The sequence below is a fragment of the Kitasatospora sp. NPDC087315 genome (assembly GCF_044744345.1).
Taxonomy (GTDB): domain Bacteria; phylum Actinomycetota; class Actinomycetes; order Streptomycetales; family Streptomycetaceae; genus Kitasatospora.
On record NZ_JBIUYD010000019.1, the window covers coordinates 103947 to 116903 of the forward strand.

Genomic DNA, 12957 nt, shown 5'->3' on the forward strand with positions numbered 1-12957 from the left:
CGTCAGAGGTTTACCAAATCTTGACAACACCCGTGGACGGTCACTTCAGGTGACCGTCCACGGGTGTTTCGCTGGCGTTTCCGGGGGATTTGGCCGTTACGAATTCTTCAAGAGGTCACGCAGAGTGTTCGGGTGGCCAATGTCATGATCATTACCGCCCGATGTTGGATTACCCGTCAGTAATGAACCCCTTGTGCTTCGCCCGGGATTCCAGCACGATCGGCGACGCCCGGTCCCAGACTCCACCCCCTCCGACAGCCGGTCGGCGGGCGGAGCGCGGGATCCCCACCGGGTGAGCCGTCGGCCATGGCCGACGGCAGGGAGGGCAGGGGGGTATCCGCGGTCCCACGGCGGTTCCTGTCCTTCGTCCGGCCGCGCGGCCCGCGCGGTCGCTGGTTGTCGCTCGGGGGTGATCGCCGATGTCGTCGGCCCTGCCCGCCGCCTCGCAAGGGCGGCCGGCGAAGGGACGGGAGTGCCGCCGTGTGCCGGCCGCTCCCGGGTCCGACGACGCCTGCGGCGCTCTTCGCTACCGAGGACGTGGCTCTCTCCCATCCCAGGCCCCCCGCGGTGCGGGACGCACCGCCGGTGAGCCGGAGATGTACGTCCTAGAAGGAGGACTCGCATGTCCCAGACCTACGGCAAGACCCGTTGGAAGCGCTTCGCCCTGGTGATGGTGCCCAGTCTCGCGGCCACCGCCGCGGTCGGCGTCAGCCTGGCGAACAACGCGCTCGCCGCTTCGTTCAGCGTCTCCGGCCAGCAGTTCAAGGTCACCGCGGAGGAGCTGCACGGCCAGAACTTCGCGCAGTTCGGTTCGATCGACGCCGAGGTCAACGGCACCCCGCACCCGATCGCGGTGTCGGCCTTCGACTCGGCCACGATCAAGGGCCTCTGCCAGTCGGTGGTGACCGACCCGAACATCATCCCGGGCCTGCCGTGGAAGCTGCCGAAGATCACCTTGCGTCTTGAGGCCGGCCAGAGCGACGACCCGGCGCGGCAGGTTTCCGCGAAGAACCTGCTGATCGACCTGGACTCACTCAACGCCGACGCCGAGTTCACCAACATCAACATCGGTCAGGACGCCTCCACCCTGAAGGGCCAGGCGACCGCGGGCTGGAAGTCGGCGCTCGGCACCGGCAAGCCCTCCGGCGGGGTCGGCTTCGCCCAGGCCGCCGAGAAGGCCGACCTGACCAACGTGCAGCAGACCGCCTGGGCCACCTCGGCCGGCACCTTCAAGCTCCAGGGCCTGAAGCTCGCGCTGCACACCGACGGCGGGCACGAGTGCTACTGAGGCGTGTCTGACACGCCCTGGCCGCCGACCGGTGGCGGGCGCTGTGCCCGGCGCCGGTCGGCGGCATCGGGGGACCGGGGGTGGTGCGCGCGCCGCCCCCGGTCCTCCCCGTCCCGTTCCCTCCCTCGTTCACACCATCGAGGAGCTGCACCGTGTCCAGCGCCCTTGCCGAGCTGCGGCCCGCCGAGCACGAGCACCCCGCCCAGTGGCTGCGCCGGGTGTTCCGCAACTTCCGCCGGTCCCGCCCGTTCTACGGCGGTCTGCTGGCCATGATCGCCGGCGTGCCGATCATGTACTTCCCGTACGCCAAGCTGTCGTTGAGCGGGATGACGATGACCATGGCGACCACGGCGGGAGCCGGGTCCCTGATCATCGGGGTCCTGCTGATCGTGCTCGGGCTGACCGCCTGGTTCCAGCCGGCCATCCGGGTCTTCGCGGGGGTCGCCACCACCCTGCTCGTGCTGGTCTCGATCCCGGTCTCCAACCTGTCCGGCTTCGGTACGGCGCTGCTTCCGGGCCTGATCGGCGGCGGGCTGATGCTGGCCTGGGCGCCGCTGCCGGAGCCGGAGGCCGAGGCGGCCGTCGCCGAGACCGCCATGGCGCAGAGCACCGCCGCCGAGGGTGCCACCGCGCCGCTCCCGGCCGTCCCCGCGCAGGCCGCGCCGCCGGCCCCGGACGCGGCCCCGGCCCAGTCCGTCGAGGGCACCGTCCCGTCGCGGACCGGTGACGCCGAGGAGGGGCGGTGACCGAGCCGCAGGAGCAGCCGGAACAGCGCTCGGCACGGCACGCGGCGCCCCGGACGCCCGCCCGGGTCCGGCTGAGAGGCCGTGCGCTGGCGATGGCCGCGGTGCCGACCGCGTTGCTGATGGCCGCCGCCTACACGCCGAGCCCGGCCGTCGCCGAGCCCTCGGGCGGCAAGCCGTGCGCCACCGCGCCGGAGAGCGTCCCGGACGTCGCGCCGGTGGAGGAGACGCCCGTCCCCAAGAGCGAGCTGCCCGAGCCGCCGCCGGGCCCGTCCGCGACGCCCACCGGAGCGCCGACGACGGCTCCGACGACCGTGCCGACGCAGGTGCCGACGGCCGCTCCCTCGACCGCTCCCACGGCGCCGGCCCCGACCGACACCCCGACCGACACCCCGACCGCCGCCGGCGGCGCCGGTACCGCCGCCCCGGCCGGGCTCGTCGACGACCTCCTCGGCGGAGTCACCCACCTGGCCGACCCGGGCGGTTCGCCCGGTCCGACGGCGGGTGCCACCGCCACGCCACCGGCCTCCGGCCCGAGCGCCACGACCGCCCCGACCGCCCCGACCGCCGCCGCCCGCGCGGCGGACCCGGTCCAGCCCGCGCCGCCGGCCTCGTCCACGCCCACCGCCGACGGCGGCCCGACCGCCGCGCCGTCGTCCACGCCGTCGTCCACGACCTCGCCGCAGGCCTCGTCCGGCCCGAAGGCGCCCGGCGGCGGCAAGGCGAGCCCCAGGACGACGCCGTCCGCCGCCCCGTCCGCCGCCTCCGGCTCGCCGAGCGCCAACCCCAACTGCGCGGTGGACGCCCGCGGTCTGACGGCCGGCGCGGCCGCGCCCGGGCACGTCGTCCCGGAGCAGAACTGGACCCTGCGGTCCAGCCGGCTGGGCCTGCACGGCGCGGTCTTCCACGGCGTCTACGACGTGAAGACGCCCACCGGCACCAAGCGGGTGCTGAAGTTCGTGGTCGACACCGTGGACATCGAGAACCTCGACATGTCGACGCTGGAGGGCAACGGCAAGACCTTCCACGTCAAGAGCGCCGACGGTTCGACCTCGACCATGCGCAAGGGCGCGGTCACCATGTACGTGGAGCGGCTCTCCGGCCACCTCTCGAAGGTGCTCGGCCTCCCGCTGCCGATCGACCTGGGCGAGCTCACCCTCACCCCGGACACCCTGCCGCGCTGGCTCTACGACCTGATCGGATCCGTCCCGGTCCCGCTGGACCTGGAGCTGACCGGCGTCACCGCCAAGCAGGCCGGCCAGTTCGGCGGCACGCTCCGGATCCCGGGCATGCGGCTGTACAACGACGACGAGCCCTACAGCAACACCTGACAACGCCCGTGGGGCGGCCCCTCCACAGTGGAGGAGCCGCCCCACGGGGCGTTCTGCGGACCGGGTGTCACTCGCTCCGGGTGCCCAGGTGGTGCACCTGGACCATGTTGGTGTTGCCGGGGATGCCGGGCGGCGAGCCGGCGGTGACGATGACGGTGTCGCCCTCGCCCAGCTGGCCCATGCTCAGCAGCTCGCGGTCGACCTGCGCGACCATCTCGTCGGTGGTCTCGACCTGCTCGGTGACGTGCGCCTCGACGCCCCAGCTCAGCGAGAGCTGGTTGCGGGTGGCGTTGTCCGGGGTGAACGCGATCACCGGGATCGGCGAGCGGTACCGGGAGAGCCGGCGCGCGGTGTCACCGGACTTGGTGAACGCGATCAGCGCCTTGCCGTTGAGGAAGTCGCCCAGCTCGCACGCGGCGCGGGCGATCGAGCCGCCCTGGGTGCGCGGCTTGCGGCCCGGGTTCAGCGGCTGGAGGCCGTGCGAGAGCAGCTCCTCCTCGGCCTTCTCGGCGATCCGGCTCATGGTGCGGACGGTCTCGACCGGGTACTTGCCGACGCTCGACTCGGCGGACAGCATGACCGCGTCGGTGCCGTCCAGGATGGCGTTGGCGACGTCGGAGACCTCGGCGCGGGTCGGGCGCGAGGCGTGGATCATCGACTCCATCATCTGGGTGGCGACGATGACCGGCTTGGCGTTCCGGCGGGCCAGGGTGATCAGCTGCTTCTGGACCAGCGGCACCCGCTCCAGCGGGTACTCGACGGCCAGGTCGCCACGGGCCACCATGATGGCGTCGAAGGCGAGGACGATCTCCTCCATGGCCTCGACGGCCTGCGGCTTCTCGATCTTGGCGATGACCGGCACGCGGATGCCGACCTCGTCCATGACCTCGTGGACGTCCTTGATGTCGTCCGCGTTGCGGACGAAGGAGAGCGCGACCATGTCGACGCCCAGCCGCAGCGCGAAGCGCAGGTCGTCCTTGTCCTTCTCGGACAGGGCCGGCACGTTCACGGCCGCGCCGGGGAGGTTGATGCCCTTGTTGTTCGAGAGCACGCCGCCCTCGACGACCACGGTCTTCACCCGCGGGCCGTCGACGCTGACGACCTCCAGGGCGATGACGCCGTCGTTGATCAGGATCGGGTCGCCGGCCTTGACGTCGCCCGGCAGGCCCTTGTAGGTGGTACCGCAGATGTGCTGGTCACCGGGGACGTCCTCGGTGGTGATGGTGAACTCGTCGCCGTTGTCGACGGTCACCGGACCGTTGGCGAAGGTCGCCAGACGGATCTTGGGACCCTGGAGGTCGGCAAGGACGCCGATGGCCTTGCCGGTGTCCTCCGAGACCTGGCGGACCTTGTGGTACCGCTCCTCGTGGTCCGCGTGGGTGCCGTGGCTCATGTTCAGTCGGGCGACGTTCATGCCCGCCTCGACGATGGCCTTCAGCTGTTCGTAGGAGTCCGTCGCCGGACCCAGGGTGCAGACAATTTTCGCTCGGCGCATATGGATCAGTCTATCCGTTCGTGTTATAGGTGCATTCGGCACGAATCGTGAGGAATCGCCGACGAAGGATTCCGGGAGCCGAGACGACGGCGTGTCATTCCCCGGACTGCCGGTGTACCAGGGCGAACGCCTGTCGGGCGATCTCCAGCTCCTCGTCGGTGGGCACCACCGCGACCGCCACCCGCGCGTACGGGGGCGAGATGATCCGGGCCTCACCGGAGCGCACCGAGTTGAGCTCGGGGTCCACCGCGATGCCCAGTTCGTCCAGTCCGGCCGTGGCCGCCGCGCGCACCGGCGCCGCGTTCTCGCCGACGCCCGCCGTGAAGGCGATCGCGTCCACCCGGCCGAGCACCGCGTAGTAGCCGCCGATGTACTTGCGCAGCCGGTGGATGTAGGCGTCGAAGGCGAGCCCGGCGTCCGCGTCGCCCTCCTCCGCCCGGCGCATGATCTCGCGCATGTCGTTGTCGCCGCACAGGCCGAGCAGGCCGCTGCGGCGGTTGAGCAGGTCGTCGATCTCGTCGATGGAGAGCCCGCCGACCCGGTGCAGGTGGAACACCACGCCCGCGTCGATGTCGCCCGAGCGGGTGCCCATCACCAGGCCCTCCAGCGGGGTCAGGCCCATCGAGGTGTCCAGGCAGCGCCCGCCGCCGACCGCCGAGGCGGAGGCGCCGTTGCCCAGGTGCAGCACGATCACGTTCACCTCGGCCGGGTCCTTGCCGAGCAGCCGGGCGGTGGCCCGCGAGACGTACTGGTGGGAGGTGCCGTGGAAGCCGTAGCGGCGCACCCGGTGCTCGTCCGCGACCGCCTTGTCCACCGCGTACCGGGCCGCGTACTCCGGCATCGAGGCGTGGAAGGCGGTGTCGAAGACGGCGACCTGGGGCAGGTCCGGGCGCAGGGCGCGGGCCACCTCGATGCCGGTGATGTTCGCCGGGTTGTGCAGCGGCGCCACCGGGATCAGCCGGCGGATCTCCTTGAGCACGTCGTCGGTGATCACCGTCGGCTCGGTGAACCGCAGTCCGCCGTGCACCACCCGGTGGCCGATCGCGGCCAGCTGGGGGGAGTCCAGTCCGAGGCCGTCGGCGGCGAGCTCCTCGGCGACGGCCTTCAGCCCGGCGTCGTGGTCGGGGAAGACCTGGAGGGTCTCCCGCCGCTGGCCGGAGCGCGGGGTGTGCACCAGCCGGCTGTTCGCCTCGCCGATCCGCTCGACCAGGCCGGAGGCCAGCCGGGCGCCGTCGAGCATGTCGATCAGCTGGTACTTCACCGACGAGGAGCCGGCGTTCAGGACGAGGACACGGGTGCCGCCACTCATGCCTGGGCTCCTTCGGTGCGGCCCTGTGCCTGGATCGCGGTGATCGCGACCGTATTGACGATGTCCTGGATCAGGGCGCCGCGCGAGAGGTCGTTGACGGGCTTGCGCAGCCCCTGGAGGACGGGGCCGACCGCCACCGCGCCGGCCGAGCGCTGGACCGCCTTGTAGGTGTTGTTGCCGGTGTTGAGGTCCGGGAAGATCAGCACGGTGGCCCGGCCGGCCACCGAGGAGCCCGGCAGCTTGGTGGCCGCGACATGGGCGTCCACCGCCGCGTCGTACTGGATCGGGCCCTCGACCAGGATGTCCGGGCGCAGCTCGCGGACCAGTTCGGTGGCCTTGCGGACCTTGTCCACGTCGGCGCCCGAGCCGGAGGTGCCGGTGGAGTAGGAGAGCATCGCGACCCGCGGCTCGACGCCGAACTGGGCGGCGGTGGCGGCGGACTGGATGGCGATGTCGGCCAGCTGCTGGGCGTCCGGGTCGGGATTGACCGCGCAGTCGCCGTAGACCAGCACCTTGTCGGCCAGGCACATGAAGAAGACCGAGGAGACGATCGCGGCGCCCGGCGAGGTCTTGATCACCTCGAAGGCGGGCCGGATGGTGGCGGCGGTGGAGTGCACCGCGCCGGAGACCATGCCGTCGGCGATGCCCTCCTGGACCATCAGGGTGCCGAAGTAGCTCACGTCCGTGACGACGTCCAGCGCCAGCTCGACGGTCATCCCCTTGTGGGCGCGCAGCCTGGCGTACAGCTCGGCGAACTGCCGGCGCAGCGGGCTGGTGGCAGGGTCGACGATCCGCACCTGGACGCGGTCGGCGGCCGGGTCTCCCCCCGGCTGCGGGAGGGTGATGCCGAGGCTCGCGGCCTTGCGGCGGACGGCGTCGGTCTCGCCGAGCAGGGTGAGGTCGCAGATGTTGCGGCGGAGCAGGATCTCGGCCGCGCGCAGCACCCGCTCCTCGGTGCCCTCGGGCAGCACCACGTGCCGGCGGGCGGACCGGGCGCGCTCCAGCAGCTCGTGCTCGAACATCATCGGGGTGACCCGCTCGGACCGGCCGACCTCGATCCGGTTGGTCAACTCGGCGGTGTCCACGTGCAGTTCGAAGAGGCCGAGGGCGATCTCGGCCTTTCGCGGGCTGGCCGCGGAGAGCTTGCCCTCCAGGTGGGTGAGGGCGGCGGCGGTGATCCAGCTGCCCTCGGGGACGACCGCGACCGGGGTGCCGGGGGCGAGCCGGGCGGCCAGTGCCATGACGTTCGGGCCGGGGTGCTGGCCGAGCGTCAGCATGACGCCGGCGATCGGCGGGGCACCGGCGGCGTGTGCGGCCAGCGAGCCGATCAGCAGGTCGGCGCGGTCCCCGGGGGTGACCACCAGGGCGCCCTCGGTCAGTGCGTCCAGGAAGGTCGGCAGCATGGCGCCGCCGAAGACGAAGCCGCGGACGTCCCGGGCCAGGCCGGCCGCGTCGCCGGTCAGGACGTCGGCGCCGGTGGCCTCGATCAGCTGGGCGACGGTCGGCGCGGCCAGCGCCGGCTCCTCAGGGATGACGTAGGCGGGGATCGGCAGCTTCTCGGTGAGCGTGCGCTGGATCCGCTGCTTGGCGCCGGGGGCGACCCGGTTGGCGATCATCGCCAGGGTCGCGCAGCCGAGGTCGGTGTACGCGCGGTGGGCGTTGCGGACCTCGGCGATCACGGCCTCGGCGTCCTCGGCGTGGCCGCCGACCACCGGGAGGACGGCGGCGCCGAACTCGTTGGCGAGCCGGGCGTTGAAGGCCAGCTCGTCCGGGATGTTGGTGTCGGCGAAGTCGGTGCCGAGCACCAGCACCGCCTGGCAGTGCCGTTCCAGCGCCCGGAACCGGTCGACCAGGGTGGAGACCAGCTCGTCCTGGCCGTGGGCGGCCTGGAACGCGGCGGCCTCCTCGTAGGTGAGGCCGTACAGCTCGGCGGAGGGCAGGTCGAGCCGGTAGCGGGTGCGCAGCAGCTCCACGACGTGGTCGGAGCCGGATTCGCCGGGGGCGGGCGCGTGGACGAGCGGCCGGAACACCCCGACCCGGTCCACCTGGCGGGTGAGCAGTTCCATGACCCCGAGTTCGACCGCCTGGCGGCCGTCCCCCCGGTCGATACCGGTCACGTACACGCTGCGCGCCACGTGGGTGTCTCCGTCCCGTCGTCCCATGCCGTCGTCACCAGTGACCATACCTTCGCATTTAGGACAGGTGTACGCATGCGCGTGAAGCCGAAGGAGGCAAGGGACGGAGGTCCCTTCCGGGGCTGTCGTGTGGTCCCGCGACCCGTCGCCGCGCCACGTCGCCGGCACCGTCCACCGGGAGGAGCTCGCCGAGTTCATCACCTGTGACCAGGAGCCGGCCAGGGCCGCGGCCGATCTCGGCTTCCCGGTGGCGGCTCCGGTGTGACGGAACGCCCCGCCCGGGGCGGGCCCGGGCCGGCCGGTACGGGACGCAACGGTCCGGCACCGGCCGGCGGGCCGGGTCAGACCGGGCGGAGCCAGAGGGTGGCGAGGGGCGGGAGGACGAGTTCGGCGCTGCGGGGCTGGCCGTTCCAGGGGGTGGGTTCGGCCTTCACCGGGCGGGAGTTGCCGAGGCCGCTGCCGCCGTAGGTCTCGGCGTCGGTGTTCAGCACCTCCTCCCAGAGCTGGTCGCGGCCGGTCAGGGCGGGCAGGCCGACCCGGTGGCCGTGCCGGACGACCGGGGAGAAGTTGCAGACGGCGACCAGCGGGGTGCCGTCGGCGGCGTAGCGGACGAAGGAGAGCAGGTTGTCCTCGGCGGCGCCGCCGTCGAGCCAGCGGAAGCCGTCCGGGGTGGTGTCCTGCTCCCAGAGCGCGGGGCTGGCGCGGTAGGTGCGGTTGAGGTCGCGGACGAGGTCCCGGACGCCGCGGTGGTCACCGGCCGCCGGCCACTGCTCGTCGAGCACCCACCACTGCGGGCCCTGCTCGTGGTCCCACTCCGCGCCCTGGGCGAACTCCTGCCCCATGAAGAGGAGTTGCTTGCCCGGGTGGGCCCACATGAAGCCCAGGTAGGCGCGGTGGTTGGCGCGCTGCTGCCACCAGTCGCCGGGCATCTTGGAGACCAGCGCCTGCTTGCCGTGCACCACCTCGTCGTGCGAGATCGGCAGGATGTAGTTCTCCGAGTAGGCGTACACCATCGAGAAGGTGATCTCGTTGTGGTGGTACTTGCGGTGCACCGGCTCCTTGGACATGTAGACCAGCGAGTCGTGCATCCAGCCCATGTTCCACTTCAGCCCGAAGCCGAGGCCGCCGTTGTCGGTGGGCCGGGTGACGCCGTCCCAGGCGGTCGACTCCTCGGCGATGGTGACCACGCCGGGGCAGCGCCGGTAGACGGTGGCGTTCATCTCCTGGAGGAACGCGGCCGCGTCCAGGTTCTCCCGGCCGCCGAACCGGTTGGGGGTCCAGCCGCCGTCCTCGCGGGAGTAGTCGAGGTAGAGCATCGAGGCGACGGCGTCCACCCGCAGGCCGTCGATGTGGAACTCCTCGCACCAGTACACCGCGTTGGCGACCAGGAAGTTGCGGACCTCGGTGCGGCCGTAGTCGAACTCCAGCGTCCCCCAGTCGGGGTGCTCGGCGCGCTGCGGGTCGGCCGGCTCGTACAGCGGCTCGCCGTCGAAGCGGGCGAGCGCGAAGTCGTCCTTGGGGAAGTGCGCCGGCACCCAGTCGACGATCACCCCGATGCCGTGCCGGTGCAGGGTGTCGACCAGGTACCGGAAGTCGTCCGGGCCGCCCAGCCGCGCGGTGGGGGCGTAGTAGCCGGAGACCTGGTAGCCCCAGGAGCCGCCGAAGGGGTGCTCCATCACCGGCATCAGCTCCACATGGGTGAAGCCCAGGCCCTTGAGGTAGCCCGGGAGCTCCTCGGCGATCTCCCGGTAGCCGGTGAGGTCGGGCCGCCAGGACGGCAGGTGCAGCTCGTACACCGACATCGGGGCCCGGTGGTGGGCGGTGCGGGCCCGGTGGGCCATCCAGTCGCCGTCCTGCCAGCGGTACGCGGAGGAGGTGACGACGGAGGCGGTGCCGGGCGGGCACTGGGCGGCACGGGCCAGCGGGTCGGCCTTGTCGAGCACCCAGCCCTGCCGGGTGTGGATCTCGTACTTGTACTGGGTGCCCTCGGCGAGGCCGGGCACGAACAGCTCCCAGATGCCGGACGAGCCGAGCGAGCGCATCGGGTGCCCGGTGCCGTCCCAGTGGTTGAAGTCGCCGATCAGCCGGACGCCGACGGCGTTCGGCGCCCAGACCGCGAACGCGGTGCCGTCCACCCCGTCGACGGTGCGCACATGCGAGCCGAGGGCCTGCCAGAGCTGCTCGTGCCGGCCCTCGGAGATGAGGTGGAGGTCCAGCTCGCCGAGGGTGGGCGGGGTGCGGTAGCCGTCGGGCTGGACCAGCGGCTCACCGCCGGGGTAGGTCACCAGCAGCCGGTAGTCGGGCAGTTCGGTGCCGGCCAGCAGGCCGGTGAAGAGCCCGTTCTGCTGGTGGGTGAGCTCGGCGGGGCCGTGGGCGGTCTCCACCACCACGCGCTCGGCGAACGGGCGCAGGACCCGGATGGCGGTGCCGCCGTGCACCGGGTGGGCACCGAGCAGCGCGTGCGGGTCGTGGTGCTCGCCGCGGAGCAGCCGGTCCACCTCGGCCGGCGGCAGCGGCGCCTCGGGCAGCCGCAGGGTGCCGGTGGGCACGGCGGCGGTCGCGGTGGCCGGGGCGACGGGAACGGCACCGGAGGGCGTGGCGCCGGTGGGTACGGCGTTGGAGCGCACGGCACAGGAGGGCGCAGCGTTGGTGGGCACGGCGTCGGCAGCCGGCGTGCGGGCGGCCGCCGACGGCCGCGGTTCGGCCGACCGGGCCGTCACGGGTTCGCGCTGGGGGGAGTCCGCGTCCGCCAGGAAGGTGGCTGGCACGGGGCGGGTGGTGCGGCCGGGCGGGTCGAGCGGCGTCACGGCGGGGTCCTCCTGCGGAATCGGATGGCCGCGGGATCGTCGGCGGCGGGGTGGGCTTTCTCCGGGGCGGGCGGGCAGGCGTGGGTACGGAAGGCGCGGAAGCGGGGGGTGCTCAGACGGTCAGCGCGAGGCGGTTGATCGCGGCCAGCGGGATCGGCAGCCAGCCGGGCCGGTGCCGGGCCTCGTAGACCACCTCGTACACCGCCTTGTCGATCTCCAGGGCGCGCATCAGCTCCGGCGAGGCGGCCGGGTCGGTGCCGCCGCCGGCGGTGTAGCCGGCGCAGAAGGCGGTGCGGTTGCGCTGGGCCCAGGCGGCGGCGAGGTGGGCCAGCTCCGGGTCGGCCGGCCCGCCGGCCAGCAGGTGGGCGGCGGCGTAGTCGAAGGAGCGCAGCATCGCGGCGACGTCGCGCAGCGCCGTCTGCGGCTCGCGGCGCTCGGCGACGGACTTGGCCGGCTCGCCCTCGAAGTCCAGCAGCACCCAGCCGTGCGGGGTGCGCATGGCCTGGCCGAGGTGCAGGTCGCCGTGGATGCGCTGGACCGGCAGGCCGTCCGGGTGGGCGTCGGCGAGCTGCTGGAAGGCGGTGCGCAATGCGGCCCGGTAACGCAGCAGGCCGGGGACGGCGGCGACCGCGCTGTCCAGCCGGTCGGCCATCGCGGTGGCCAGCTGCCGGGTCTGGGCACGGTCCAGCCGGGCGACCGGCATCGAGCGGGCCAGCACCCGGTGCACCTCGGCGGTGGCCCGGCCGAGCCGGTGCGCCTCGATCGCGAAGTTGCCGGGGGAGCGGTCGCCCTTGAGCCGGCCGACCTGGTCCAGCGCCAGCTCCCAGCCGTCCTCGGCCTCCGGCAGATAGCGCTGGAGCAGTCCGAGGGTGGCGGGTTCGGCGCGTTCCAGCCGGCTCTCGAACCAGGCGGCGACCCGGGGGATGCGGGTGGAGCCGGCCCGGGAGAGCGCGAGCGAGAGCTCCAGGTCGGGGTTGGTGCCGGGGTGGATCCGGCGGAACAGCTTGAGGATGTAGGAGGTGCCGTAGATGACCGAGCTGTTGGACTGCTCGGCGGTGGAGGCGCGGCCGGGGAGGTTGGCGGGCAGTCCGGAGCCCGGGGTGCGGCGGAACGAGAGGGAGCCGAACCGGTCGCCGGTGGCGAGATGCTCCAGCAGCCGCCCGGTCAGCTCGGGGTCGTGCACGGCGTCGTAGAGCGTCGCGCCGTCGTACGGGCCCTGGCTGAGGCGGCCGAGTACGGCGGTCGGTTCGATGTCCGAGGGGCCTTCCGAGCGGATGCCGAGCAGCAGTTGGTAGATGTCCCCGTGGGGCGCGCCGGCGGTGGTGGCGTGCTCGACCCGCAGCAGCAGGTGCAGCAGGGCGGGGTCGCCGACCTGGAGCGGGGTGCCGACCGCCGGGGTGAGGCCGGTGATGGGCCGGCCCTTGCCGGCGTACCAGCGCTGGGTCGGGAGCCATTCGGCGATCAGCGGCAGGGCTGCCTGGACGAGTTCGCTGACCCCCAGGGCGGTTCTCCGGGCCCCGGTGCCGCGCGCGCCCACCGGCGCGGCGGAACCGGCGGGGGTGTCGCGGTGAACGTGGGCTTGAGAACGGGAGGTTTCGGACATGACTCCCTTTCCCCGGAAGCGGGCGGACTGCCCGACGGGTCTGGCCGGGTCCGTCAGTCTTCCGGAATTCGGCGGCGCGGCGGCGACGGCACGCGAGCGGGGCTCAGGTGTCACGCCTTCGTGTGGGTGGCCGTTGGGCTGTTCTCCGTACGCGGTGGTCCGAAGACCTCCGGGGGCGCGGGGTCAAACTCCCGCGCCCCCGGGAGGTTTGGTGCGGTCGGTGGTGCGGAATGTGCTGAGGGGGTG

General features: G+C 72.9%; 9 protein-coding genes. 4 read left to right on the top strand and 5 right to left on the bottom strand.

Annotated features, from left to right (window positions below; translation table 11 throughout):
• The first annotated feature begins 622 nt into the window (after positions 1–622).
• From ACIO5D_RS25805 to ACIO5D_RS25815, 3 genes are all read left to right on the top strand, one after another.
• Positions 623–1288 carry a DUF6230 family protein gene (locus ACIO5D_RS25805; protein WP_363604858.1) on the top strand — a complete coding sequence of 222 codons (666 nt, stop codon included), beginning with the start codon at positions 623–625 and terminating at the stop codon, positions 1286–1288.
• A 152-nt stretch (positions 1289–1440) separates the two neighbouring features.
• The gene (locus ACIO5D_RS25810) at positions 1441–2034 is read left to right on the top strand and encodes a DUF6114 domain-containing protein (RefSeq protein WP_400654655.1); all 594 of its coding nucleotides are present in this window, start codon (positions 1441–1443) and stop codon (positions 2032–2034) included.
• A complete protein-coding gene (locus ACIO5D_RS25815) occupies positions 2031–3362 on the top strand; it encodes a hypothetical protein (protein WP_400798059.1) in 1332 nt (443 codons plus the stop codon). The genes ACIO5D_RS25810 and ACIO5D_RS25815 overlap by 4 nt, the downstream gene beginning before the upstream one ends.
• A gap of 67 nt (positions 3363–3429) precedes the next feature.
• On the opposite strand, the gene pyk is transcribed toward ACIO5D_RS25815, so the two are convergent.
• The 3 genes from pyk to pta form a co-directional block, all read right to left on the bottom strand.
• The gene (gene pyk / locus ACIO5D_RS25820) at positions 3430–4857 is read right to left on the bottom strand and encodes a pyruvate kinase (RefSeq protein ID WP_363604861.1); all 1428 of its coding nucleotides are present in this window, start codon (positions 4855–4857) and stop codon (positions 3430–3432) included.
• A gap of 94 nt (positions 4858–4951) precedes the next feature.
• Positions 4952–6166 carry an acetate kinase gene (locus tag ACIO5D_RS25825; RefSeq protein WP_400798062.1) on the bottom strand — a complete coding sequence of 405 codons (1215 nt, stop codon included), beginning with the start codon at positions 6164–6166 and terminating at the stop codon, positions 4952–4954.
• The gene (gene pta, locus ACIO5D_RS25830) at positions 6163–8301 is read right to left on the bottom strand and encodes a phosphate acetyltransferase (protein WP_400798065.1); all 2139 of its coding nucleotides are present in this window, start codon (positions 8299–8301) and stop codon (positions 6163–6165) included. Before pta ends, ACIO5D_RS25825 begins: the two co-directional genes overlap by 4 nt.
• A 127-nt stretch (positions 8302–8428) precedes the next feature.
• On the opposite strand from pta, the gene ACIO5D_RS25835 reads away from it, so the two are divergent.
• Positions 8429–8566, top strand: coding sequence for a hypothetical protein (locus ACIO5D_RS25835; RefSeq protein ID WP_400654662.1), 138 nt, complete (start codon positions 8429–8431; stop codon positions 8564–8566).
• Positions 8567–8642: 76 nt separating this feature from the next.
• Here ACIO5D_RS25835 and glgB read toward each other — a convergent pair whose 3' ends face one another.
• Together glgB and ACIO5D_RS25845 are read right to left on the bottom strand one after the other, a co-directional pair.
• On the bottom strand, positions 8643–11108 hold the full coding sequence (gene glgB / locus ACIO5D_RS25840) for a 1,4-alpha-glucan branching enzyme (protein ID WP_400798068.1): 2466 nt from the start codon (positions 11106–11108) through the stop codon (positions 8643–8645).
• Between the two features lie 112 nt (positions 11109–11220).
• Positions 11221–12711 carry a maltokinase N-terminal cap-like domain-containing protein gene (locus ACIO5D_RS25845; RefSeq protein ID WP_363604868.1) on the bottom strand — a complete coding sequence of 497 codons (1491 nt, stop codon included), beginning with the start codon at positions 12709–12711 and terminating at the stop codon, positions 11221–11223.
• Between the last annotated feature and the right edge of the window lie 246 nt (positions 12712–12957).